This is a genomic window from Bacillus sp. GS3m_15504 (genome assembly GCF_055825275.1).
Genome location: NZ_JBVVNL010000001.1, coordinates 1,850,009 through 1,874,980, shown reverse-complemented (window position 1 = coordinate 1,874,980; position 24,972 = coordinate 1,850,009). Strand labels below are relative to the sequence as shown.

Below are 24,972 nucleotides of genomic sequence, written 5' to 3'. Positions count from 1 at the left end.
CTACCTCTCTTCACTGTTAACGATCAATTGACCGCTTTTTCTTCATAAAGACAATACTATCTTTACTACGAAAAAGATGCTCCAAGACTGTAATTCATGATTATCCCTGTACTGGTTCACACCAACCACCAGCTCTCTGTTACAGTAAGACTAACCACTACTGTGATCTCTTCATTGCACTTTGTTTATTCAAATGTTTTTTAAAATTGAATAAGTATGATTCGTATTATAGAACGCTTTTCAAAACACTGTCAACAACTTTTTATATATTTTTTCAAATTACATTTTTGCCCTACATTTCTTCTTGTAAATTCTCCAGAACAATTCCGATGCGAATTATCTCATTATCTATTGCATTTATTACACATTTTTCTACTCTATATCCAATTAATAATTCTTTTATTTGAATGATTTCAGTTTTAAGTAAATTAGCTTCCTGAAGCGTTTGCAGTAAAGTGAAAAATACGTTTGCATACAACTCTTTATACATCTTTATACTCTCTGTCTTCTCAAGTATTTCATGAAATAACTGTTTTAACTCCGTTTGATTCCCTTTTCCACCCACGTCCGAAAATGATTTACAAATTATCAATAAGCCTCTTTCTACTATTTCATCCATAAATAATATAATACGTAAAAGCATTACATATTCTCTAGCTGTGATTCCCCCCATTTTCGGTCGCTCTCGCAAAAATATACTGAGCCAAGCTGCCCAAAATTTTTGTTGTTCTTTTGCACTTAACGTTTTGACGTAATAGCATAAGAACTGCATAAATTTAATTTTATTTTCTTCATTTTCTCGTATAAGTAAAGGGTATAACCAATCTGTTTTTTGCTCCCAATACAGTACACATTTAATAAATACAAAACTGAGCCATTTTAAGAAAGCTTCCCTCGTATGCGGATGTAATACTTCCAAATGTTCTACCGCGTACTTAATAAATCGCTTCATTTCTGTAAATAAGGGTAAATTGATTTGTGTGTAACATAAGCCGGCCCATGCATATTTCGTAATCTCATTTTCCTTCTTTAACTCTAAGTACGGTAACAAATATTTTCGGCACCATTGCTTCTCAATATGATAAAGAAATGTAATGTCTGCTACTAAACGAGCTATCATAAAATTTGTCCGTTCTGTACTAATTCTTACTTGTTCTTCAAACAAAAATAAATATTCATACACATTACGATCGTATAAATGATCATATGATAACAGTTTTAATAATACTGCTGTCATTTTCCCAACAGGATGCTGAATCGATTCATTGTAAAAATCTTGTTTTGCCAGCTTAAAATCCGTGTCACTTTTCATGACCTGAGGGAATACCGAAAAAGCAAATCGCTTTACATTGCGTATACTATTTTCCTCTAACTCTTCTAATCGATTACTAATTTCATATAGAAAGCTACTAATTAACCAATGAAAAGCTGTATTTCTAACAAATTTCTGTAATAGAGGAATAACTTTTTGTATTTGTTCATTTGTCATTCCTCGGTTATTTCGCCACTCTCTAATACAAACAAACCATACTTCATTACTTATTTCGTGCATTCCAACTAATTGATATGCAAATGAAATACTCCATTCTGTATTTAATTTACATGCTTTCGATAACATCTCTAAAAAATGACGTTGTTCAAAAACACCATCTTGAGAAAATTGCTGAACTTGTTTCATAATTTCTTCATCTTTCAGCTGCAATAATCCATCGGCAGTTACATTACAAGTAATACTTTGTTCTGCCGCCTCTTTCTTTTGTACACTGTATCGCTCAGAATGAAAATGAGGATGTTTTTGCTTCATTAACTCATAACCTTTTGCCGTAGATGGACTATTCGAATCACAAGTGAATAATAAATCTAACACGAAACAAACATCAAATGCTCTTCCCTCCGCAAGGTCCTTTAATACAATTCGAATGACTTCTTCCTTTGTTTTTTCTAAAGAGAGTGCGAAATGATTCTTTATAAGTTGAAAAACTTCGTGTTTATACGTGACGTCTAAAAGAATTCCTTCCTGTAACAACCATTTCATTTTCTCATCGGCGCTAACAAATACATTTTTATTCATTGCATCAATTGCAATTCGATTTTGAAGTACGCTGTTTGCTTCTATCATTTCTGTAATATAATAATTTGCTTTTTTCTCATTGTTTTCACAGAAATAGGCTAAACACTCTTTTACAATTTGAATTAAAAACGCTAAATCATTTTGTTGAAACTCTTTCTCAACATTTTCCTTATCCCTTTTTTTCAGTGCCGCTTGCCTTAGTGATAACATCCGCATCTTCTCTATTCCCATCATCATAATTGGAACGGCATAATAGGAAATATGCGGTTTCATCTTTTCATTCCAAATTTGCTCCACAAAAGAAAATGTCGACACGGGTAACCGACTCGATTCCTCAAGTTCTATTGATTCCCCGGTATCATTTCCCCATTTTCTTTCACGCTTCAACTTAAGTTTGCCGTCCAAAATAAACGTTAGTAACAATAAAGCAATTTCTTTATGCTCAGGAAAAGAACATTTTTGCAGCAAGTAAGAAATTGTTGCGATCGATTTACTATCTTTTTCAGCTGTTTCTAATAAAAGCAGTGTCCACCTTGCGAACAACAAAGGGTCCATTTTCATTTTCGTTTCGTTTAAGTAGCTACAAATTGTTCTCCATAATAATGGAGATAGTTTAGAATGATTTTTAAAAATTAATTGAAATAATTCTTTTTGATGACTAAAAAGAAATTGTTCCACTAACCATTTTGCCAGTAATTCATCTACCTCGTTATAGTTTGATGTAATTAAAAATAAATTTTGTAATTTCCCTTCCGCTTCAAGCCATTCCACCCATTCATAATCGTGAGCAAATTCAACAAAGTAGCGGACTGTTTCAATTTTTTTTATGGATTGTTTTATGTATGATAATTGTTCCTGCTCTACTGACGGCGGAACTGTTACTATGTCACGAATTCGCATTCGTTTTGTAATATAATTATCTCCCATTAACTCCGCCCATCGTTTTACTGCTTTAACGAGAGATTGATGATTATTACCTTTATTCGGATATACAATCGGCCGTATTCCTAAATGCTCCCAGTGGTACGTATTTTCCCCTTGTGCGACAAATGCATAACGTCTTGTACTTGGTGGTAAACCAGTTGCTAAATATTTCATTACTGGGTCATTATGGCTATATCCAACGAATAAAACGGTATAATTCGAGAATAAATCAACTAAAAATCTTCTTGCCCATCCTTCTGTCAAGTAAGCCCTTCCAAAATCACCATCTGTTAAAATTAACGCTTCTTTTTCTTGTTCTATATTGCCATGTATGTAAGCGAGTCCTTTAAACGCTCTACCTGTAGGTAACGCAGGGGCATAATATACGTTTAATTCTCTATTCATTTCTTTCATTGCAGTTGTAAAATGTCGATCAAAATTTGTTGTTACAATACGGACTTCTGTATCTAAAGGAAACAACCTCGGAATCGCATAATGAAGCGGATTCGGCTTTGACTTTTCAATATGCACTAAATCTCTTGCAACTTGATGTACATCTTTTGTTTTCGCAATTTTACCAAGATAATAATCATGCGGTTCTGTTATTTCACGTTTTTCGACATATAACGTCTTTGCAATTTCATCAACTAAATCATCAAAATTCGGTAAGTTTGATTTCCCTTTCATAGAAACTCCCGCTCCAACAAATAGTACTAACTTTCCTTTTTCAAGATGATCAATTAACTCGTCTGGAATTTCTACTTCTGAAGTAATCCACACCGAGGATTCCCCCTTACCTAAAAATGTCATATACTCTCATTTTACTATAACATTTTTTCTTTGTTTTTTTAATATTTAGACAAAACATGAGCATGAAAAAGTTTTATGTAAATATATCCGTTACAATGTATGAACTCCTATATTTATTGCAAAACTATGGATAAAACGGAGGTGTAAATTTTGAATGATTTCACAGTAGTGCTTATCAAGTTTATATCGTGCATTATCGCATTTAGTATCGGACTCGCTTTATTTTTCCCAGCAACGTTCGTCCAAATTATTTCGTTCAGTCTCTTCGTTACAATCGTATCTTATATGTTCGTTGATAAAATTATTTTAAATCGAATTGGCAATACTGGTGCCATTATGTCGGATTTTTTACTAACATATTTAAGCGTATGGATTTTCGGTAATATTTTATTAGACAACTATATGCAAATTGCATGGGGAAGCATCCTTTCCGCGATTGTCTTTACATTATCAGAAGTAATCGTTCATCGCTTCTCTAGCTCCCGCACAAGGCACCACAACGATAATATTCATATTAATCGCCGCTTTGCATATGGTACGGAGTTTGCTGAAGAGCAAAATATATTGGATAAAGATAAAAAGAAGTAATATTTTGATGCAGGAGCGCCCTTTTTAATTTTGTGGTGCTCTTTTTTTGTGTTTTTATTATGATACGTGAAATTATATTGACGATTTTTCAATGTATCGACGTTTCGACAAAAGATATCGACTTACCGACATTATTTGACGCCATTTCTTCTAAATAAAAAACTGCCTCTTATTTAGAGGCAGTCACTTTCAAATCTTTTAACGTAACAACATCAGCAAACGCTCCAAACACTACGTTATGATGCTTCACAATGTCTTCAGCACGTAATACTTCTGTATCAAATGTACTATGTGCATCACTCACTAACGTTATTTTATATCCTTCACTACATGCTCTGCGCGTTGTCGTATCCACACAGTACTGCGTCTGCATTCCTGAAATGATAACATGATCGATTCCCTTGTCTTGCAATACTTCTTTTAGGTTCGTCTTGTGGAATGAATCTGGAGTCGTTTTTTCAACCACACACTCCCCTTCTAGTGGAGCGATTGCCGCATGGATCTTCCACCCGTCTGTACCTTTTTCTAACGGATGGTCTTTCGGTCCGTTATGTTGCACATAAATTACCGGAATATCATTTGAACGGCATTCCCCAATAAGCTCTTGTAATGTCTCTAAAAACTTTTCCCCATTATGTACTGGCATTCCTGCTGTATACATACCTGCTTGCACATCAATTACTAATAATGCTTTTTTCATATCGCGCAGCTCCCTTTTATTTATATTCCATCATCCAACAATCTTCTAATACCCCTTCATGTAGTTCATGTTCCTTTAAAATCTTCACTTTTTTAAATCCGCATTTTTCATAACACTTTATTGCACGTTCATTATTTACTTTCGGGTCCATTACGATTGCTTCTGCTCCCATTTCACTGAAAATGTATGTAATTGCAGCCTTAACAAATTTTGTTCCAATTCCTTTTCCCCAATAAGTCGGTTCTCCAATAAATTGATCCATCCCCCATACATTTTGCGATTCTTCATAGCCATATAATGTTTTCCACTCCGAATCAACTGGATACATTTGAATATAACCAATTGGCACATCATCAAACTCTATTAAGCACCTTTTTTCAGGGCTATTTGGATTATGTATAAAATGATTCAGTACCATTTCTACTGATTGCGGATCATCTCGTCCTTCGTAATACTGCAGTACTTCTGGGTCTGTTAACCATTTTGAAATGATTGGTGCATCCTCTTCTACTACATACCTAACCGATACATTATCTTTTTGAAATAGCATATAGTACCTCTTTTTAATTCTTTATATTTTTTCTTGTAGTGAAATCTTTCATTGCACCTATTAGTGCGTATGGTAACAATGTAATGGCAAAAAATGCTGTAAACACATTAAAATGAGGAATTTTATATGGCGTGAACCATTCTGTGAAAAATTGAGAATTTAATACTCTATTAAAAAATTCTCCGCCAGGTCTAAAGTTTGGTGCCCATGCAGTTACTTCACAAATAATAAACAACAATTGTACCATTATAAATACCCCAAGATAGCGAAACCATGTTCGTTTCAAAATTGGCTGCGCCTTATTTAATTTCGCTTCCATTTCGCCCCCACCTTTTTTATTTACATCATATTAATTATACACTTTCTACGTTTCATTTGTTAAAATTTTCTATATAATCATTCGCGTTGGGGGAATACATTATGTCTAATCCTATAAAATCAACATTAATCATCCTTAGAGGAAACTCCGCAAGTGGTAAAACAACAATTGCAAAGCAACTACAAGAACATTTCGGACAAGGCACACTTTTAGTATCACAGGATGTTGTACGTAGAGATATGCTTAGAGTACACGACACGATCGGTAATTTATCACACGATTTACTATTTGAAATTACAAAGTACGGAAAAGGGAAATGTGAGTTTGTTATTTTAGAAGGTATTTTAAACAGTCGTAGATACGGTGATATGCTGAAAGAATTAATACATCTTTTTGAAGGAAACGCGTATACATATTACTTTGATTTATCGTTAAAAGAAACGATTCGACGACATAACACAAGGGAAAAGCGTCATGAATTTGGTGAGGATTCCCTACAAAAATGGTATAATCCGCACGATACAATTGAAGTTACTAGAGAAACTATTTTTACAGATAACTTAACGCAAAAAGATATATTTGATGCGATTCTTAATGATGTTATGGTACGAAAATAAGACCGACAGAATATGTCAGTCTTATTTTCATTATGTTATATTCTAGATTTATTATAAAATCTTCACTTTAACAGTTTGTCTTCCCCAATTCATCGCTTTACTTTTTGAACCCATTAATACATCAATGCAATTACCTTTAATTGCACTTCCGGTATCTCCAGCTATTGCTTCTCCATAACCTTCTACCCATACTTTAGATCCTAATGGGATTACTTTCGGATCTACTGCGATAATTCTCATATTCGGATTAGCCGTTAAATCATGCCCCATCGCAGTTAAAACGCGTCCACCATATGTACCATTCTCACTCGGATCAGCAGTATATGCTGTCGCCACCACCGTTAATTCACGTTTAGCAGACTGCGCGTTATTTTTAGACTCTTCTTTTGCCTTTAGTGCTTCTCGTGCTTTTGCCTCTTCTTTAGCTTTGGCTATTTCTTGCGCTGTTGCTTCTTCCTTAGCTTTGGCTATTTCTTGCGCTGTTGCTTCTTCCTTAGCTTTGGCTATTTCTTGCGCTGTTGCTTCTTCCTTAGCCTTCGCTATCTCTTGTGCCTTTGCTTCTTCCTTAGCTTTGGCTATCTCTTGTGCCTTTGCTTCTTCCTTAGCTTTGGCTATCTCTTGTGCCTTTGCTTCTTCCTTAGCCTTTGCGATTTCTTGTGCTTTTGCTTCTTCCTTAGCCTTTGCGATTTCCTGTGCTTTCGCTTCTTCCTTAGCTTTGGCTATCTCTTGCACTTTTGCTTCTTCCTTAGCTTTGGCTACTTCTTGGACTTTCACTTCTTCCTTAGCTTTGGCTACTTCTTGGACTTTCACTTCTTCCTTAGGTTTTACTACTTCTTGGACTTTCACTTCTTCCTTAGGTTTTACTACTTCTTGGACTTTCACTTCTTCCTTAGGCTTTACTACTTCTTGGACTTTCACTTCTTCCTTAGGCTTTACTACTTCTTGGACTTTCACTTCTTCCTTAGGTTTTACTACTTCTTGGACTTTCACTTCTTCCTTAGGTTTTACTACTTCTTGGACTTTCACTTCTTCCTTAGGTTTTATTGTTTCTTTTGCCTTTGTTATCTTCTGTGTTTTAGCTTCTTCCTTAGCTTTAACCGATTTTTGTACTTTCGCTACTTGCTTCGTTTTCTCGTCAGCCTTTTTTTCAATTGGTGCTTTACTTGATAAGAAAGAAACATTTACATAAGCTGTTTTTCCCTTATACTCAAATTGTAGCCATCCGTCTTTTACTTGCTTCGTTGATTCAATTACATCATCTTTTTTCAGTCTGCCAAGAATTTTTGATTCTGTGTTTGATTCAGAACGTACATTTAACAAATCTGCTGTTACATGGTAAATATCTTTAGTAAACTCCGAGCTTACAAATACTTCTTTACCATTTAACTCAATTTTTGACCAGCCATCTTCGGTATTGATGACTTTTAACTCTTCCCCGTTTTTTACTTTTTCGACCACTTTTGATTCCGTAGTCGGTTTTTCACGTACGTTGAGTACATCTGCTGTTACGATCGTTTCTGCAGTAGCAGTTGTAGTAAATGCTCCCAATCCGAAAACAGTTGCTGTTGCTGCGCCAATTACTTTTTTCATATTAACCTCCATTATATTTTTTGAATTCTATCAAATGCTTTCGTAAAAATAATAAAATTTAATATTATACCAAAACATTTGCAACAACATATTAATACGACTTAATATACTGTTATTAAAACTCCTTACTCCAATACTATCAAATTCTTATTTTTAATTCTATATATTATAACTTCTCATATCTCCTATAAACGTTCTATCCTCTTCTTCATACTTAATAGTTTTCTTACAATTACTAAAACATATAGAAAACTATACACTCCACCTAATCTATCTAAATGCAAAACATCCATTTTTTAAAATGGATGTTTTGCAAAAAAAGTTTACATAATATAACTATTCAACCATCGAAAGTAACACTTTCTCAAGCTCTTTTTTAGAAAGCATACTACCATTTATATAGATTTGATATGCATTTTCCCCTTCTTTTCCAGGTACCACTATTTTCATAGCTCGTACATTCGATTCTTTATATTCACCGAATGTAACGTCATAGCCATTTAATTTATATTTTTTTATATCTCCAGTAAAATTATGTCCTCTTTCAGATGGTTTATCAAATGGTCTATCAAGAAAATAATCTTTATATTCTCCCTCAACGATTTCTAATTGATGAATGGTAAAACCTAATTCTACATCTGAAGTATGTGGCTCTTTTTTTACATTGCAATTTTCATATCTCATCGTAATCAACGGCATAGGTTTGTCTAATGTCGCTTCGGCTTTTATTTCTTCAAATACTAATTGATGTCCAACCGGAATATATGTTGGATGCTTGATTGGAAATCCAGTTATTTTTTCAGCTTGTTCAAATGTATAGGTAAAATGTTGATTTATTCTTTCTTCATATGTATTTAATTGTTCCATTACTTCTCTATCTCTCTTTTCTTCATCATCATTTAGACGGTTTGTAGCTGTATATTGTCTCTCACCACTCTCTACGACACTTACTTTCTTATAAAAATGATACGTTTCCTGTAATAAAGCTACATACTTTTCAAAGTCTTCTTCTGTAAATATACTTTTAGCAATTTCTATACGTTCCATTACTAAATTATAACCATCCTCAGTCATTCCCGTATCTTGTCTTGCTTTTTCTGGTGTCCCTACAATTTTATCCATTATTGTTGTACCTGCAAAAGTACCAGTCGGGATTAAAATAGCTGCAGCAACAAATCCAAGTAATAACTTTTTCTTCATAGAAGCCTTCTTTTTCATTTTCAACTGTTGGTATTTATAAAAAGAGTTTTGCACTTTATTATCTAAACTTGGAGACGGATCTAGACTCTCTGCTTTTCTTTTTAGTTCATTCGTTACATACCTTTCAAAATCCATTTACTTCTTCCTGCCTTTCGTTTGGCATTTGTTCCATTTCCATTCTTAATCGTTTTAGTGCTGTGTGTAGTCGAGATTTCACTGTACCAATAGGGATTTGAAGAAGTGCAGCAATTTCATCCAAGCTATATTCATGGAAGTAACGCATAATAACTACTTCACGATGTTTATAAGATAAATTTTGTACAACTTCTACTAGTTCACTTCGTGTTTCTTTATGTAAAATAGCTTCATCCATTATGTAAGACCGATCTTGTTCATACATTTTCTTCTTTTCAAAGATTCGAAATCGTCGCCACGATTTACGACGCCAATCCTGTACTTGCTTGACAACTAGTCCATGTAACCAAAAACGAAATGAACGATTCATATCATAGTTGGTTACGGACTTCCACATTTTGATGTACACCTCATTAACTATATCGTCTACATCTTGGTTTTGACTTCCTACTAAAAATACTACTGTTCTATAAATATCTTTACATGTATATTCATAGATAATCTGAAAGGCTTCTTGGTCCCCAGACTCCATTTTATATAGCCATTCTTTTAATTGTACTTCATCCAAAGTTTCGTTCCCCTCTCATGATCTTTCACACTATATTCGCTCGTTTTTCACAAAAGGTTCATTTTACATGAAAATTTATTTATTACAATAAAAATATAAAGTATATTTTTATACAAAGGAGGATTTCAAGAATGAATAAAGAAGATAAAAATTTATGCTGAAAAAGTATTGAAAAATCTCTTTATCGGATCACAAGTTGATGGATTACAATTTGGTATTTCTTCAGGCACTATAAAGATTCATTTCACAAACTTTCACGACTCCGTTGATTATGACGGACAATTATATATCAATATCGAATCAAAATGGTTTTTATTTAATAAATCTACAAAAAGATACCTATTAAATGAAGATGACTTTGAAGATTATTCTGAGGAAGAAGAATATGAGAGAATATTTGAGATAAGAAGACAAAAAGTTACCGATATACAACTCGGCTTAGAAAGCCCTCATTTAATTATTACATTAGAGAGTGGAAAAATTATTTTTGTAAATGGTTTTCATGATCATTATGAATGTTGGCAAGCTGGTATGCAATGTGAGCAATGGCTTGTAGTTGCTGCACCTGGGAATGAAATCGCCACTTGGACTCCCGATAAGTTTATCGATAAATAAACTGTCTTCCCGAAGAAGAACCGACGATATTTTATGAACTACATAACTATTTCTATTACACTTAAACGAATGACCATTTTACTTTAATAGAAATCATTTTATTAAATTTGAAAGGACGTTAATGATGGCATGTGTCCATGATTTTGGAATAATTGAAGAATTTGATTCTCAAAAAAGTTACAACGATTATACACCAGAGAAATATGGTTGTGTTTCTGTTGATGATGATATTATCAGTAATTTAAGTCAAAATTTATCAATTATGAAAACCTACTTTCATACAGTAAAAAATCAGGAATATGGTTTAGCATATTGGGGTATTACAATTATCCCTCCTGATTCATTAGCAATTTTCTATGAAACAGTTACATCTTCAAAGTTCTTCAAAAAATCTGATGAGCTGAATGAATTAGCTTCAAAAATTGTACAAGCTGTAGCAGAAAAGAAGTACATGATTCATTATGGCATTTGAATGTAATTCAAAAAATGCTTAGGATTTCTCCGAAGCATTTTTTGTATATAAATAATAAATTTATTCCTTAGCCATTTAGTCAATACTTGAACCTATTTCCTCGTCTTTTAAATGTGAGAGTGCCCCTATTAATCTAAATAAGCGTCTCCTTCCCAAGCTTCCAACTAAACCATCTCCCATGTCCTTCTGTTTCTCCAACCGTTTCACGATATTCGTTTCCGTTAATATAATAATCAATATGAAGGTCCCGGTCCCACATGTTGTTATATAGGTGGAATACATCGCGTTTTGCACCAATTTCTTGGATTTGTTTTTCCAGTTTGCGTTTTACTTGTTCTGGTATTTGATTGGCGACGTGTGTATGGAAAATGCAGATAACGGCATCTTCACTTATTTGTTCAATAATAGATGGTAATAACTCCACACCGTCTCCTTCTATTAATTGAACAGATTTATTTTTTACTAAAGATGCAGCTTGGTCAAACAGTTCAAGCCTTTCTTTATGTTCTGGCCAAATGAGTGCACGTAGCCATAAATAATCTTCATCACTATGTAGATCGTTTACATGTAAATCTAGTCCGATTCTTTCTACGACAGGTGGACTTTCTTTTAAAAGTTGAGGCACATTTTCCCCTCTTATTTCAGAAGTTACATGTACATTCGAATTTATATTTCCGTAACTTTCACCTGTACCGTACGAATAGCTATATTGGTCCCAAAATAGTTGTAATCCAGAACTTGTCCCAATTTCTATTAAAGCTAACGGTTTATTCACTTTGTTAAATATGTAATTGAAACTTGGATATAAGTACGCACATCGTCTTACTTCATTCGTTTGAACAAGTTTCGTTTGTAATAAAGTAATGATTTCCTCTCTGTACATTTTACAGAAATCTTTAAAATGATGAAAAGCTTGATCTAAATCCGTATTAGCACTTTCAACTAAGCTACTATAATACGTTTTCAGATGATGTTCTTTTCCTGCTAGTAATAAATAATGTACTGCACCTAATAATAAGTTTGGGACTGGTTGACCTGCTTGAGCGTAGGAAGATAGTGTAAGTACTTCCTCATCTTCAGCTATTTTTATTGCTAAGTATTCATATAAGTCACTTGACCCTTTACATTCCTTTATTGAAAAATTTCGAAATAAGTTTGCGATTTGTTCTTGTGTACGCATGTGTATCCCTCCTTTTAACTTTCAGAATAATCATACAATAAACAGAGCAAAAAATCCCACAAAACGGTATCCTTTCTACCCGCTTTTGGATACGTAAGCTTTTTCGAGATAATTTCAAACTGTAATTTTTTTCTATTTATCACCTTAAAAGAGCTTGTTAAATAAGATTTTTGGCGAATAAAACGTTAAATAGTTTAAAATTATCAGATAACACTAGATATTTTAGTCTATTAATTATTATAATAGAGTATGAGATGGTTATACAATTGAGACAAAAAAGGTAAATACCTAGGTGGGGCCTAGGCGGTGTTTTCTTTTTACGGCTTAGATACAGTAAACACCTACTCTTTTTTGCCAATATAGGGGATGGAGAGATTATCATGAGCAACATGCAGCAAAAAACAGACGTTATCTTAATTGGTGCAGGAATTATGAGTGCAACGTTAGGCTCATTACTAAAAGAATTAGCACCTGAATGGGAAATTAAAGTTTTTGAAAAACTCGCAAGTGCCGGGGAAGAAAGCTCTAACGAATGGAATAATGCAGGTACAGGGCATTCTGCGCTATGCGAACTGAACTATACTTCCGAAAAATCTGACGGATCTATAGATATTAGTAAGGCTGTAAAAGTGAATGAGCAATTCCAGCTTTCAAGACAATTTTGGGCATATCTTGTAAAAAGCAAATTAATTCGTAATCCACAAGATTTTATTATGCCTCTACCTCATATGAGTTTAGTACAAGGTGAAAAAAATGTTGAGTTTCTAAAAAACCGTTTTGAAGCGCTTTCAAAAAACCCACTGTTTCAAGGAATGGAATTTTCTGATGCTCCTGAAACATTAAAAAAATGGCTTCCACTCATTATGGAAGGTCGTACATCTAATGAACCGATGGCTGCAACGAAGATTGACTCTGGAACAGATGTTAACTTCGGTGCATTAACACGTATGCTGTTTGATTACTTAAAAACGAAAGATGTCGAGCTAAACTACAAACATAGTGTCGAAAACATTAAACGTACGAAGAATGGTTTGTGGGAAGTGAAAGTACACGATATGAATAGTGGTAAAATCGAACATCATACTGCAAAATTCGTCTTTATCGGCGGTGGTGGAGGTAGCCTACCTCTCCTACAAAAGACTGGTATTCCCGAATCAAAACATATTGGTGGATTCCCAGTAAGTGGACTATTTATGGTATGTAAGAACCAAAAAGTTGTAGAGCAACATCATGCGAAAGTATACGGTAAAGCTAAAGTTGGCGCTCCGCCAATGTCTGTACCTCACCTTGATACGAGATATATAGACAACAAAAAAGCTTTACTATTTGGACCGTTCGCAGGGTTCTCTCCTAAGTTCTTAAAAACTGGCTCAAACCTTGACTTAATCGGTTCTGTAAAACCGAATAACGTCTTAACGATGTTAGCTGCTGGTGTAAAAGAAATGGGATTAACAAAATACTTAATTCAGCAAGTTATGTTATCACATGAAAAACGTATGGAAGAATTACGCGAATTCATTCCGAACGCGAAAAGTGAAGATTGGGATATTGTAGTTGCTGGTCAGCGTGTACAAGTAATTAAAGATACTGATGCTGGCGGTAAAGGAACACTTCAATTCGGTACAGAAGTTGTTAGTGCGGCTGATGGATCAATCGCAGCATTACTAGGTGCTTCACCGGGTGCTTCTACTGCCGTTCATGTTATGCTTGAAGTATTAGAAAAATGTTTCCCAAGCCGAATGGTAGAATGGGAAGGAAAAATAAAAGAAATGATTCCTTCTTACGGCATTTCATTAACAGAAAATCCAAGATTATTCCAAGACCTTCACACTTCTACAGGTCGTACACTTGGATTAAATGAAAAAGAAACGGTTCATAATTAATGAAGAAATTAAAAACGTCCGATACATTCGGACGTTTTTCGTTACTAGAAATTATATTTATCAATATTATCCTTCGTAAATACGACTCGTTCTGGTAATACGATAATTCCGTTTCCTTCTGCCTCATAATCATATCCTTGAATGGAGTTTGGCTCTACTTTCACTTTTCCAATTCCTTTTACTTCAAAGCTATCTCCTACTTTTAACTTCTTTCCTTTTACAACAATTTCATTTGCTACATACGTTGCGAGTGCACCTTGTTGTTTTACGTCCCATAAACCAAATTGTGCTACTGTTCCTCGTTTTACGTAATCACGCATAACGTTTGGTGTAGAGAAGCCAGTTACGACAACCTTTTTATCCATTTTTAAATTTTCAGCTGCTTGTGCCATTGCCGGAAGTGCCGTTGCATCTGGACAAATGACTGCATTAATATCTGGATACGTTTTTAATATGTTCTCCCCTACTGATAACGACTTTTGCGCATTATTTTCACCGTATTGCGTCGTTACAATTTCCCAGTTTGGATATTTCTTTTTAATAATTTCTTTCGCTTTCGTTACCCATTGGTTTTGATCGGTTACTGTTGGGCTAGAATAAAAAAAGGCTACTTTCCCCTTATCTCCAATTTGCTTGGAAGTCATTTCAATTAATAAGTTAGCAAGTTGGTCTGGTGTTCCTTGGCTTATATAAAAGGAACGATCTTTCGGGTTCACATCGGAATCCCAAGTTAAAACAGTCATCCCTTTTTTCTTAGCACGTTGCAGTGATTGCGATAAACCATCAACTGACGTTGAAGAAACCATAAGTGCATCATAGTTTTGATTAATGAAATTGTTTATATATTTTACTTGCCCAGAAACACTCGCTTCAGATGGTCCATCATATTTCACTTGTACGCCTAGTTTATCCCCCATCTCTTTTGCTCCTTCACCACCTGATGTAAAGAATCCAACTCCTGTTAATTTCGGGATAAATGCAAATTTCACATCATCCGCTTTTTTCTTATCTGCGGTTTGACTAGAACAGGCGATTAAACCGATTAAACAAATACATACAATGAATACAATCCCTAGTTTTCTCTTCATGACATTTCCCCCTTATACAAATTCTTTCTTTTCCCCAGTGTGAATTGATGTAATTTGAAATGTCTCATAATAACTGAAAGAATAAGGATAATACCAATTACTACGTTGGATTGTTCATTTGTTAAACCCGTCATTTGCAAGCCATACTGCATGAGTCCAATGAAAATACTCGCCAGTACAGTACCGATAATGCTTCCTTTTCCCCCTGTAATAAGTGTCCCCCCTAATACAACTGCTGTAATGATTGGTAAAATTGTTTCACTTCCCATATCAGCACGTGCGGAACCGAAATAGGCAGTTAAGAAAGTCCCCCCTAATCCACCTCCTAACCCGGAAAGCATGTAGGCGATGATGACTACTTTCTTCGTCTTAATCCCGGTGTATTTTGCTGCATTTTCGTTCGCACCTGTTAATGTTACATGGCGTCCGTATATAGTTCGGTGAAATAATACAGCACATAAAACTGTTAATACGATCAGTAGCCATAATAAATTCGGTATTCCTATAAAACTACCGCTTGCCAGTTGTACAAATGCGTCAGGTAAACCACTTATCCCTTCATACCCAGAAGCACCTGCCCCTCCTGAAATGACGAGTGCAATTCCTCCGTATAAAAACATCGTGCCGAGTGTAACGACGAGTGGTTCTACATCTGTCATTTTTATAATAAGTCCGTTTAAAACGCCTGCTAAACAACTAATTATTAGGGCCATTATGACAGCAAACAAAATAGATATTCCGTTCATCCAAAGTACACCGATTAAGATCGAAGTGAGACCCATTATTGAGCCGACCGATACATCAATTCCTCCTGTTACTATAACGAAAGTCATTGGTATCGCCGCAATTGCGATAAATAGGAAATCATTTGTACTAAAAAGGAGATTACTAATATTTAAGAAATCACTATTGATTAAACTAAAGAGAATGAATTCTATAAGAAGCAATACAATTAGAACACCTTCCCATCTGTATACATACTTCATAGATTCATCCTCCTTTCTGCCTTCCACTTTTTCATAACACTATCCAGTATAATGATAAGTAATAATAAAAAACCTGAAATAGCATTATTCCAAAATGCTGATATTTTTAAAAAGACGAGTGAACTGCTTATTGTTTCTAAAAAGAATGCTCCTAATGCAGCTCCAAATAAAGATCCTGTTCCTCCTTTTAAATGAATGCCTCCTAGTACAGCGGCTGCGATTACTTGTAATTCTAATCCTGTACCAGTTTGATTTGGAATGAACCCGATATTCATAACAAATATGCAACCAGCGAGTGCAGCACTTATGCCTGAAATTATAAACGCACATATCTTCACTTTATTAACAGGTATACCAATAAGTCTCGCGCCATCTTCATTATCACCTACCGCATAAAAGTATCTTCCAAATGGCACTTTCCTTAAAAAGAAGTATAGTAGTAGTAAAATAATAAGAACGAACCATACAGTTATAGGTAAACCAAGAATGACGATAGATGACAGCTGCTTAAAATCGTTTGGAATATCTTCAATCCACTTCCCGCCTGTGAAAATTAACATGGCACCTCTAATAATTCCTAACATGCCTAATGTCATAATAATGGCTGGTACCCGAAACTTCGCAACGCCAATCCCGTTTACGAAACCGATAATAGCGCCAAGTGTAATAGCAGCAAATATCGACAAGGATGCACTATATTCATTCGTTAGCAACATTCCGCAAACTGCTGCACTTAACCCCATGCTTGAACCAACTGATACATCTATATTTTTCGTAAATAAGACGAACGATTGGCCGATTGCTAGCACGACTAAAATAACGCTTGATTTCACCATTAAAGATAACGAGTTAAATTGAATAAAACTAGGGTTTATCATTCCGACAATAGCTATATAAATTAGTAGTAACGTTATGATAGACATTTCGTGTATTTTTAGCATGCGCTTCATTCCGCTACACCTCCGTATGCAAGGCGTGTAACTTCATTCACACTCAGTTGTTCTTTTTCCATATGAGAAACAAATCGTCCATTTCTCATTACATATACACGGTTTACTAATTGAACAATTTCTTCAACATCTGAAGAGATTAATAAAATTGCGAGTCCTTCCCTTTTCATTTTTCCGATTGTCTCATACACTTCAAGCCTTGCTTTCGCATCAATTCCACGAGTCGGCTCATCAAGAATAATAACTTTAGGATTACATGCGAGATACTTTGCAAGCACGACCTTCTGCTGATTACCTCCTGATAAAGATACCAGTTCTTCATTCATATCCTGTACAACAATTCGGAACTGTTCTATAAACGAATTAACTAAAGCGCTTTCTTTTTCTTGATTTATAAAAAAGCGATTATATTGCTGTAAACTTGCTGCTGCAATATTTTCTTTAACAGAAGCAATTGAGAAAATTCCATTCCTCGCCCTATCCTCCGGCACATAAACTAGTCCTTCGTCTAGCCTTTTATGCAAAGAACATGTATCAATTGATTTCCCATCTAATAAAATAGACCCTGTTTTTACAGTTTTCAATCCAAATATCGCTTCTGCTAATTCCGTTCTGCCCGATCCAACAATGCCAGCAATACCTACAATCTCACCAGCATGTACAGTGAATGAAATATTTTCGAATGCGTGACCATTTATATCAATCACTTCTAATATTTCTTTCATCCTTGTGGTCTCTTGAACTACTTCTATTTTCTCTTTCTGTTTATACCCTTTTGGCAATAGTCCCTCCATCAGCATGTCATATGTATAGTCACATACATCTCCTTGACTTACAATCATTCCATCTCGTAATATTGCTACTTTGTTGGCAATTTCAAAGATTTCTGGAAAACGATGCGTAATATAAATCATCCCTATTCCTTTTTCTTGTAAACTTTTCATCAACACAAAAAGACTCTTAATTTCGTGAGTTGTTAATGTCGATGTTGGCTCATCTAGAATAAGAATCTCGGCTTCTCGTATTAATCCTCTAACAATTTCTACTAACTGTTGTTGCGCAATCGATAATGATCCTCCTAGTTCATTAAGGTCAATATCCCATCCTAGGCTGCTAATCAATTGCTGAATCTGTACTCTTAATTTCTTTTTCTTTTCTTTTAATCCGATACATATATTTTCTTCAATAGTCATATGCGGAAAAATGAGTGGTTCTTGCGGTATTAAATACATACCTTTTCGGTGTGCTTCTGACGGATTTGAAAACTGTTGCTTCGTTCCTTTTACATACATTTCTCCATCATCATACGAATATAACCCCGTTAATATTTTCATTAATGTTGATTTCCCGGCACCATTCCCTCCAACTAAAGCGTATATATCTCCGCGCTCTACTTGAATGTTCACTTCTTTTAATACAAGTTGATTTAAAAACGCCTTACTCATTTTTTTTACTTGTAATAAAGGTGCGTTCTCCACATGATGTCACCTGCCTTTATACAGAACATTATTTGAGAAAATGATTATTTGTTCTACTTGTTTTGTAGCATTGTATATTCCTTTTTTTATATCTAGAACACTTTTTTCTACGTACTATTAATCGCTTCAACTGGAATAAACAAAATATATGGTACATATGTTTAAGCTGTGGTCAATTGTTGAAAGGGATGAAAAGTATGACTCAGCTGAACTTTGAAGAGAATTTATTAACGAAAGTAGCTTGGTACTATTATAAGGACCAATTAACACAACAGGAGATCGCTTCACTTCTTCATATTTCAAGAAATAAAGTCGTCCGGTTATTAGATAAGGCGCGGAGTGAAGGTATCGTTACATTTCACGTAAAAGGGACTGGTTTGCACTGTTTAAGTATTGAGCGTGACCTAATGAAAAAATTCCACTTAAAAGATGCTTTTATTATCCCGACCCCATTAAACAATTATCACGATTCTCTCGGAAAAGCTGCTGCACAATATTTAGAAACTCAGCTCCAGCAAGGCGATTTACTCGGTATTGGCTGGGGAGAAACAATTAGCAAAATGCTAGAAAACATTCATTTCGAAAGTTCTATTAATCTCTCAATCGTAACGTTAACAGGCGGAGTAAATCACTATCTCCCGAGAAAACAAAACTATTTACATTACATGCAAGGTGATCTTCACATTATCCCTACGCCGTTTCTAGCGTCTACAACCGAAATGGCACAAAGTATTCTATCAGAACCGAGCGTAAAAGATATGCTTCATGTCGCTTCACTTGTTCATACGGCTGTTGTCGGTATTGGAGGACTATCTCAAGATGCTACGATTGTAAAAAAAGAAAAATTAACTTTACGTGAGATGACATATATTCGTAGTCAAAACGGTGCTGGCGATATTTTAGGACAGTTTTATGATACAAATGGCGATTTATTAGAGCTCTCGCATCACAATCGTCTAATTGGCACGCCCCTCCCTGTTTTGCGCAATATGAAGCATGTCGTCGGTGTTGCTGGAGGTACTGAAAAGATAGATGCAATTTATGGTGCCTTAAAAGGAAAGTTTATTCATACATTAATTACCGATGAGGAAACTGCCCTTTCCTTATTACGAAAGGATGGTGATTGTTAATGTCCAATTTATTAGCTTTCGATGCTGGTACAGGAAGTATTCGAGCAGTTCTTTTTGATTTACATGGTAATCAAATTGCAGTAAGTCAAAAAGAATGGATTCACAAATCTGACCCACGTTATCCAGGCTCTATGAACTTTGATGTAATAGAAAATTGGAAACTAGTACAAGAATGCACGAAAGAGGTTCTTCAAAAAAGCAATACTCTTGCCTCTTCCATTCTTGCTATTAGTGCGACAAGTATGCGGGAAGGGTTTGTTTTATATGATCAAGATGGGCAAGAAATATGGGCGTGTGCAAATGTTGATGGGCGCGCATCTGCTGAGGTTAGTGAACTAAAAGAAATTCGGTCACACCTTGAAAAAGATTTATATACAAAGTCTGGTCAAACTTTTTCATTAGGTGCTTTACCCCGCCTACTTTGGATTAAAAAACATGAACCCGACGTCTATAATACTATTCACTCTTTTACAATGTTAAACGATTGGATCTTATATAAATTAAGCAGAGTGCTGCAAATCGATCCTTCAAACGGATGTACGTCAGGTATTTTTGACTTACAAAATAGAGTGTGGGATAACGATGTTGCTAAGGAGTGCGGTCTATCTTTACCATTTTCACCAACAGTAAATGAAGCTGGTACAGTAATTGGCAACGTTACAAAAGAGTGTGCAGCATTAACTGGATTATGTGAAGGAATTCCTGTCGTAGCCGGGGGCGGAGATGCTCAAATGGCATCGCTCGGAACTGGAGTCGTGAAACCGAATCAAACATTAATATGCGGAGGTAGTTTTTGGCAACAAGAAGTGAATGTTACTGAGCCAATACCAGATCCACAAGCTGCGATTCGTATAAATTGTCACGTCGTACGTAACCTATGGCAATACGAAACGATTGCCTTTTTCCCAGGCCTCGTTATGCGCTGGTTTCGAGACGCTTTTTGTCAAGAGGAAAAGAAACTTGCTGACAAACTCGGTGTAGATGCTTATGAATTACTAGAAGAACAAGCGAAAGACGTACCTGTCGGTTCACATGGCATTATCCCTACTTTTTCAAACGTTATGAACTACATTTCTTGGCGTCATGCCGCACCTTCTTTTTTAAATTTAAGTTTAGACGCTGACAAATGCGGAAAAAAAGAACTGTTTCGTGCTATTGAAGAAAATGCCGCCTTCGTTACACTTGGAAACTTAAAATTAATAGAAAATCTAACTGGTATATTCCCTTCTGAAGTTATTTTTGCTGGTGGTGCCGCTAAAGGAAAACTATGGCCACAAATTCTATCAGACGTCCTTGGTATTCCTGTAAAAGTACCTGTTGTGAAAGAAGCAGCTGCTTTAGGAACTGCGATTGCTGCAGGAGTTGGTGCTGGCATATATTCATCTATGGAAGAGACTGCCGAACAGTTTGTACAGTGGGAGCAAACATTCGAACCAGTTACTGAAAATCACGAACTATATAAAGAGTTCTATGAAACATGGAAAACTGTGTATAACAGTCAGCTCGCTTTAGCTGATAACGGGCTCACCTCACACATGTGGATTGCGCCTGGTGCACTGTAACACATTACATAAAGGAGTGGAATGTATGTTAAAAGCGAATGAAAATGACTTCTCCTATCGCTTCGGTGATAACGGGCCGAAATATTTAATACAAGGTCCGAATATCGATCTTGGTCTTGTTGTCATTCAGCCTGGGCAGGAGTTTCAAAACCATTATCATACGACGTGCGAAGAGGTCTTTTATGCATTAGAAGGTGAAATAGATTTCTATGTAAATAACGAAAGGGTTCCAATGAAACAAGGTGATGTCCTGCAAGTTCGTCCTCATGAATCTCACTATCTTATTAACCATTCTGACAAACCTTTTAAAGCGGTCTTTATAAAGTCACCACATTTACCAAATAAAGATACTGTTCAAACGGAAAATCCAACATTAACGAAGGAGTGATTTTGAATGACTTGGGGATTTAAAAATCGATTAAATACAATTTTACCTGATGGTAGAGCGGTTATGTTAGCGATAGATCACGGCTACTTTTTAGGACCAATTCACGGGCTTGAACAACCACTTGAAACAGTTAAAAACTTGCTTCCTTACACAGATTCCCTCTTTTTAACGCGAGGTGTACTTAACTCCTGCATTCCTGAAAACTGCAGCACACCGATGGTTATGCGTGTATCAGGCGGAGCTACTGTCGTCGGTAAAGACTTAGCGAATGAAACAATTGTTACCCCTGTAAAAGAAGCAGTAAAACAAAATGCAATTGGCGTCGGTGTATCTGTTTTCGTCGGATCAGACTATGAAACACAAACAGTTACAAATCTCGCAAATGTAGTTTCAGAAGCTCACGATTATGGTCTGCCAGTACTCGGCATAACCGCTGTTGCAAAAGAACTGCAAAAACGTGAAGCTCGCTTTTTAGCACTTGCTTCCCGTGTATGCGTTGAAATGGGTGCTGACATTATTAAAACGTATTACTGCGAAGGATTCGAAAAAATTACAAGCACATGTCCTGCCCCAGTCGTCATTGCTGGTGGACCAAAACTAGATTCAATTGAAGACGCATTAAACATTACGTACAACGCACTGCAAGAAGGTGCAATCGGCGTAGATATGGGCCGCAACATATGGCAATCCGAACATCCAGCTGCGATGATTCAAGCGATACATGGTATTGTGAAAAATGGATTGAATGTGAAAGAGGCGTTGGAATTATATAATGATGTGAAAAATTAAGGTGAGAGATAGACTATTACACTTAAATAAATAAAAAATCAATATTTACTATAAGGAAAAGCCCATACATAACATATGGGCTTTCTTTGACATTTCTTATTATTTCAAATTTGGCCAGGTCCCTACAAATCGCGCACATTCCAAACAATCTCACCGCGTTCGCCAAACGTACTATGATGCCGCTTAAATCCTATCTTCTCTAACACCCGAAAAGACGCAGTATTCCAAGCGCCTACAGTAGACCATAGTCTTTTTCGCCCCGTAGCAATCGCAGCCTCCAATACCGCTGATGCTGCCTCTGTCGCATAACCCATGCGATGAGCACTACGGAACAACTCGTATGCAATCTCCGGCTCTTCAAGCGTGGAACGACCGATAATTAAGCCACAGTAACCGATGAAATCTCCTTCGTCTCGTCTACGAATAGTGAGAAGAGAAATGCCATTTTCAACTGCTATCTTGCGCTTCTCAATAAGATCGTTACGAACAGATTCAACGGTTGGCATTTCCACTCCACGTTCACCAATTAGTTCTCTAAGCCAGACTGCATCGGATTCCTCCCACATATTCAGGTCGAGTCGTTCCGTTCTTAGCTGGAACGCCATATCTTTAAATACAGATGTCATAGCGATAACCTCCTATTTATATCACTGTACTACTTATAATCGTTTCGTACTGTACTATATGGGCAACCTGCTTGATTCTCTAGATTTTCTTGCATTAAGATACATTATTGTTATTTTATACATAATTAATTTCTCTGCAAAATAGACCTTGTTATGAAACTTCATTTTAAAAAATTGACTAGATTACGCTCTTTTAGTTGCTACTTATACAGTATATGAAATTTATATCAACGATTTTCCAAATATATCAATCGTAACTTGAATTATATCAACGATTTTCTCAATATATCGACGATTCGACACAACATATCGATTTACCGACAATATTAGACAATATTATTTATGAAGCACCCACTCAATTAACTCAATTGCTGCTTTAATACGGTCCTTCGTATTACCTAAAAATAGTTTATTAAGTAACGCATCTAAATGAATTGGCTTATTCGGCAACGTTTGAATATACCTTAAAACAGATCCCGCTGGCGGTACTGGCTTATTGTTAATAGCCCATATCCCTTCTAACAATGTCCAAGTTGAAGTTTGAACTATGTATGAAGCCTTTAACTCATCATTTGCTTTCAAAGCAGATTGAATTTTAATTAACGAACTCTGTAACCAATGAGAAATGCCTTTCACTTTATCGCTAGAAACACGATAGTTTTCAAATTCAGATATAGCTATTCCCTTTAATTTTTTTAAGTCACCACTTTTATCAAATAAAATTTCACCTTCTAAAAATGAATATAGTTCCATCGGATTGTTTTTAAAGTTTACTAATATTTGATTAACATCTGCACACTTATATTCAACCAAAATGCCTTCTCTCGTTTCAGAATGAAATTTCTTCTTTTGTCCTTCTTCTAAAAGAATATAAAAATCTAAATCCGAATCAGGATATGCGTCACCTCTTGCGACAGATCCGATAAGCATGAATCCATTTACCTTTTCCGTACACAAGGTTTCCGCTACTATTGTTTGCACTAATTTTTTATGTTGTTCATGTTTAAATATTTGTGCTTCTAACATTTGTAACCTCCACACACATTATTAAGGAGTTATTCGTTACCTATATATTTTACTTCTCTTATAATCTTCTATACTTATTCAACAATTGTCAGTTCATATACAATTACATCTTCACTGCTTTTTGTTTTATCTTGAATCGTTACAATATCTCCAGCTTTTATTTTCGAAGCGTTCACTACTTTTACCATCTCTGGCGGAACATATCCTCCATTGTTCTCTTTATTTAGCGGAAACCACTTTACCGATTTACTAGTTGCTTCTAAAATTTTATATTTAATTGTACCATCATATTTTATTTCACCAACAAGATCTTTTACTAATGTAGGTGTATATTTACCCTCTTCTTTTTCCAAAGAGATATGATCACCTATATCTAGGATACCGTTTCTTTTAGGCGCCTTCCATTTTGTTGAGTTTAAATCATTTAAACTTACTTTCACACTGTCTTCTTTATTTGAGCTAGCATCTTTTAGAAATATATCATTATGTTTCTTATCAATAATGATATACTCCTTCTGCTCTACTATGTTTGCACTGCTTTCACGTTTTTCTTCCTCATTCTTAAATACTTCTTTTTTCACATTATTATTACTACACGCTGATAATAATATCGTTGCCAAAGCTGTCATTAGTAATATTCTTTTCACTTCATTTACCTCCATTTACAAATAAACATTTATCACATCCATATTTTACTATAAATCAAAAAAAGAGGATATTTGTTTCT

Annotated in this window: 24 protein-coding genes and 1 other annotated feature (1 of these 25 running past the window's edge); of the genes, 9 read left to right on the top strand and 15 right to left on the bottom strand. The window is 35.3% G+C overall.

All coding sequences use genetic code 11. The features are described from left to right. Nucleotides 1-184, bottom strand: a binding site (T-box leader) (it extends 53 nt beyond the left edge of the window). Nucleotides 185-292: 108 nt separating this feature from the next. Further along, nucleotides 293-3,805 (bottom strand): DUF4020 domain-containing protein, encoded by a 3,513-nt coding sequence (locus AC0L0O_RS09765; protein ID WP_473785742.1) that lies wholly within the window; start codon nucleotides 3,803-3,805, stop codon nucleotides 293-295. 150 nt (nucleotides 3,806-3,955) lie between these two features. Here AC0L0O_RS09765 and AC0L0O_RS09760 point away from each other — a divergent pair, with 150 nt between their 5' ends. After that, nucleotides 3,956-4,393, top strand: coding sequence for a YndM family protein (locus AC0L0O_RS09760; protein ID WP_000997708.1), 438 nt, complete (start codon nucleotides 3,956-3,958; stop codon nucleotides 4,391-4,393). A gap of 169 nt (nucleotides 4,394-4,562) precedes the next feature. On the opposite strand, the gene AC0L0O_RS09755 is transcribed toward AC0L0O_RS09760, so the two are convergent. Genes AC0L0O_RS09755 through AC0L0O_RS09745 form a run of 3 tightly spaced genes read right to left on the bottom strand, consistent with a single transcriptional unit; the run spans nucleotide 4,563 to nucleotide 5,962 of the window. Continuing rightward, a complete protein-coding gene (locus AC0L0O_RS09755; protein ID WP_000709765.1) occupies nucleotides 4,563-5,093 on the bottom strand; it encodes a cysteine hydrolase family protein in 531 nt (176 codons plus the stop codon). A gap of 16 nt (nucleotides 5,094-5,109) precedes the next feature. Continuing rightward, nucleotides 5,110-5,643, bottom strand: coding sequence for a GNAT family N-acetyltransferase (locus tag AC0L0O_RS09750; RefSeq protein WP_000898756.1), 534 nt, complete (start codon nucleotides 5,641-5,643; stop codon nucleotides 5,110-5,112). 13 nt (nucleotides 5,644-5,656) lie between these two features. Then, nucleotides 5,657-5,962 carry a YfzA family protein gene (locus tag AC0L0O_RS09745; RefSeq protein WP_017560100.1) on the bottom strand — a complete coding sequence of 102 codons (306 nt, stop codon included), beginning with the start codon at nucleotides 5,960-5,962 and terminating at the stop codon, nucleotides 5,657-5,659. Nucleotides 5,963-6,063: 101 nt separating this feature from the next. Between AC0L0O_RS09745 and AC0L0O_RS09740 the strand changes: the two genes are divergently transcribed. Then, nucleotides 6,064-6,579, top strand: a complete 516-nt coding sequence (locus tag AC0L0O_RS09740; protein WP_000070095.1) for a kinase — start codon at nucleotides 6,064-6,066, stop codon at nucleotides 6,577-6,579. 51 nt (nucleotides 6,580-6,630) lie between these two features. Here AC0L0O_RS09740 and entB read toward each other — a convergent pair whose 3' ends face one another. From entB to AC0L0O_RS09725, 3 genes are all read right to left on the bottom strand, one after another. After that, on the bottom strand, nucleotides 6,631-8,169 hold the full coding sequence (gene entB / locus AC0L0O_RS09735) for a cell wall-binding protein EntB (RefSeq protein WP_473785741.1): 1,539 nt from the start codon (nucleotides 8,167-8,169) through the stop codon (nucleotides 6,631-6,633). Between the two features lie 336 nt (nucleotides 8,170-8,505). Beyond that, nucleotides 8,506-9,504 carry a hypothetical protein gene (locus AC0L0O_RS09730; protein WP_428889122.1) on the bottom strand — a complete coding sequence of 333 codons (999 nt, stop codon included), beginning with the start codon at nucleotides 9,502-9,504 and terminating at the stop codon, nucleotides 8,506-8,508. Further along, nucleotides 9,494-10,072 carry a sigma-70 family RNA polymerase sigma factor gene (locus tag AC0L0O_RS09725; RefSeq protein ID WP_428889123.1) on the bottom strand — a complete coding sequence of 193 codons (579 nt, stop codon included), beginning with the start codon at nucleotides 10,070-10,072 and terminating at the stop codon, nucleotides 9,494-9,496. The genes AC0L0O_RS09730 and AC0L0O_RS09725 overlap by 11 nt, the downstream gene beginning before the upstream one ends. Before the next feature lie 168 nt (nucleotides 10,073-10,240). Here AC0L0O_RS09725 and AC0L0O_RS09720 point away from each other — a divergent pair, with 168 nt between their 5' ends. Both AC0L0O_RS09720 and AC0L0O_RS09715 read left to right on the top strand, forming a co-directional pair. Then, on the top strand, nucleotides 10,241-10,687 hold the full coding sequence (locus AC0L0O_RS09720; RefSeq protein WP_038356908.1) for a hypothetical protein: 447 nt from the start codon (nucleotides 10,241-10,243) through the stop codon (nucleotides 10,685-10,687). A gap of 124 nt (nucleotides 10,688-10,811) precedes the next feature. Then, nucleotides 10,812-11,159 carry a hypothetical protein gene (locus tag AC0L0O_RS09715; protein WP_000752496.1) on the top strand — a complete coding sequence of 116 codons (348 nt, stop codon included), beginning with the start codon at nucleotides 10,812-10,814 and terminating at the stop codon, nucleotides 11,157-11,159. A 133-nt stretch (nucleotides 11,160-11,292) separates the two neighbouring features. Here the strand turns inward: AC0L0O_RS09715 and AC0L0O_RS09710 are convergent, their stop codons facing one another. Beyond that, the gene (locus tag AC0L0O_RS09710; protein ID WP_326042616.1) at nucleotides 11,293-12,339 is read right to left on the bottom strand and encodes a DUF2332 domain-containing protein; all 1,047 of its coding nucleotides are present in this window, start codon (nucleotides 12,337-12,339) and stop codon (nucleotides 11,293-11,295) included. A gap of 380 nt (nucleotides 12,340-12,719) precedes the next feature. Here AC0L0O_RS09710 and AC0L0O_RS09705 point away from each other — a divergent pair, with 380 nt between their 5' ends. Further along, a complete protein-coding gene (locus tag AC0L0O_RS09705; RefSeq protein ID WP_000069158.1) occupies nucleotides 12,720-14,222 on the top strand; it encodes a malate:quinone oxidoreductase in 1,503 nt (500 codons plus the stop codon). Between the two features lie 44 nt (nucleotides 14,223-14,266). On the opposite strand, the gene lsrB is transcribed toward AC0L0O_RS09705, so the two are convergent. Genes lsrB through AC0L0O_RS09685 form a run of 4 tightly spaced genes read right to left on the bottom strand, consistent with a single transcriptional unit; the run spans nucleotide 14,267 to nucleotide 18,724 of the window. Next, nucleotides 14,267-15,310 (bottom strand): autoinducer 2 ABC transporter substrate-binding protein LsrB, encoded by a 1,044-nt coding sequence (lsrB, locus tag AC0L0O_RS09700; RefSeq protein ID WP_000823633.1) that lies wholly within the window; start codon nucleotides 15,308-15,310, stop codon nucleotides 14,267-14,269. Further along, nucleotides 15,307-16,296, bottom strand: coding sequence for an ABC transporter permease (locus AC0L0O_RS09695; protein ID WP_042511115.1), 990 nt, complete (start codon nucleotides 16,294-16,296; stop codon nucleotides 15,307-15,309). The genes lsrB and AC0L0O_RS09695 overlap by 4 nt, the downstream gene beginning before the upstream one ends. Beyond that, nucleotides 16,293-17,246 (bottom strand): ABC transporter permease subunit, encoded by a 954-nt coding sequence (locus tag AC0L0O_RS09690; protein ID WP_428889126.1) that lies wholly within the window; start codon nucleotides 17,244-17,246, stop codon nucleotides 16,293-16,295. Before AC0L0O_RS09690 ends, AC0L0O_RS09695 begins: the two co-directional genes overlap by 4 nt. Next, nucleotides 17,243-18,724, bottom strand: coding sequence for a sugar ABC transporter ATP-binding protein (locus tag AC0L0O_RS09685; RefSeq protein WP_001982415.1), 1,482 nt, complete (start codon nucleotides 18,722-18,724; stop codon nucleotides 17,243-17,245). Before AC0L0O_RS09685 ends, AC0L0O_RS09690 begins: the two co-directional genes overlap by 4 nt. 197 nt (nucleotides 18,725-18,921) lie before the next feature. On the opposite strand from AC0L0O_RS09685, the gene AC0L0O_RS09680 reads away from it, so the two are divergent. Genes AC0L0O_RS09680 through lsrF form a run of 4 tightly spaced genes read left to right on the top strand, consistent with a single transcriptional unit; the run spans nucleotide 18,922 to nucleotide 22,593 of the window. Then, entirely contained in the window at nucleotides 18,922-19,854 is a 933-nt protein-coding gene (locus tag AC0L0O_RS09680) for a sugar-binding transcriptional regulator (protein ID WP_001982336.1), read from the top strand. Continuing rightward, nucleotides 19,854-21,416: an autoinducer-2 kinase gene (gene lsrK, locus AC0L0O_RS09675; protein ID WP_001982176.1), complete on the top strand. Its 1,563-nt coding sequence runs from the start codon at nucleotides 19,854-19,856 to the stop codon at nucleotides 21,414-21,416. The genes AC0L0O_RS09680 and lsrK overlap by 1 nt, the downstream gene beginning before the upstream one ends. 25 nt (nucleotides 21,417-21,441) lie before the next feature. Beyond that, a complete protein-coding gene (locus tag AC0L0O_RS09670) occupies nucleotides 21,442-21,804 on the top strand; it encodes a cupin domain-containing protein (RefSeq protein WP_000909989.1) in 363 nt (120 codons plus the stop codon). Between the two features lie 6 nt (nucleotides 21,805-21,810). Then, entirely contained in the window at nucleotides 21,811-22,593 is a 783-nt protein-coding gene (gene lsrF / locus AC0L0O_RS09665; protein WP_000219758.1) for a 3-hydroxy-5-phosphonooxypentane-2,4-dione thiolase, read from the top strand. 122 nt (nucleotides 22,594-22,715) lie between these two features. Here lsrF and AC0L0O_RS09660 read toward each other — a convergent pair whose 3' ends face one another. From AC0L0O_RS09660 to AC0L0O_RS09650, 3 genes are all read right to left on the bottom strand, one after another. Further along, nucleotides 22,716-23,219, bottom strand: coding sequence for a GNAT family N-acetyltransferase (locus AC0L0O_RS09660; RefSeq protein WP_000204933.1), 504 nt, complete (start codon nucleotides 23,217-23,219; stop codon nucleotides 22,716-22,718). A 336-nt stretch (nucleotides 23,220-23,555) separates the two neighbouring features. After that, complete coding sequence (locus AC0L0O_RS09655) at nucleotides 23,556-24,245, bottom strand: nucleotidyltransferase domain-containing protein (RefSeq protein ID WP_000888506.1); 690 nt, start codon at nucleotides 24,243-24,245, stop codon at nucleotides 23,556-23,558. 74 nt (nucleotides 24,246-24,319) lie between these two features. Beyond that, entirely contained in the window at nucleotides 24,320-24,907 is a 588-nt protein-coding gene (locus AC0L0O_RS09650; RefSeq protein WP_001982506.1) for a hypothetical protein, read from the bottom strand. Between the last annotated feature and the right edge of the window lie 65 nt (nucleotides 24,908-24,972).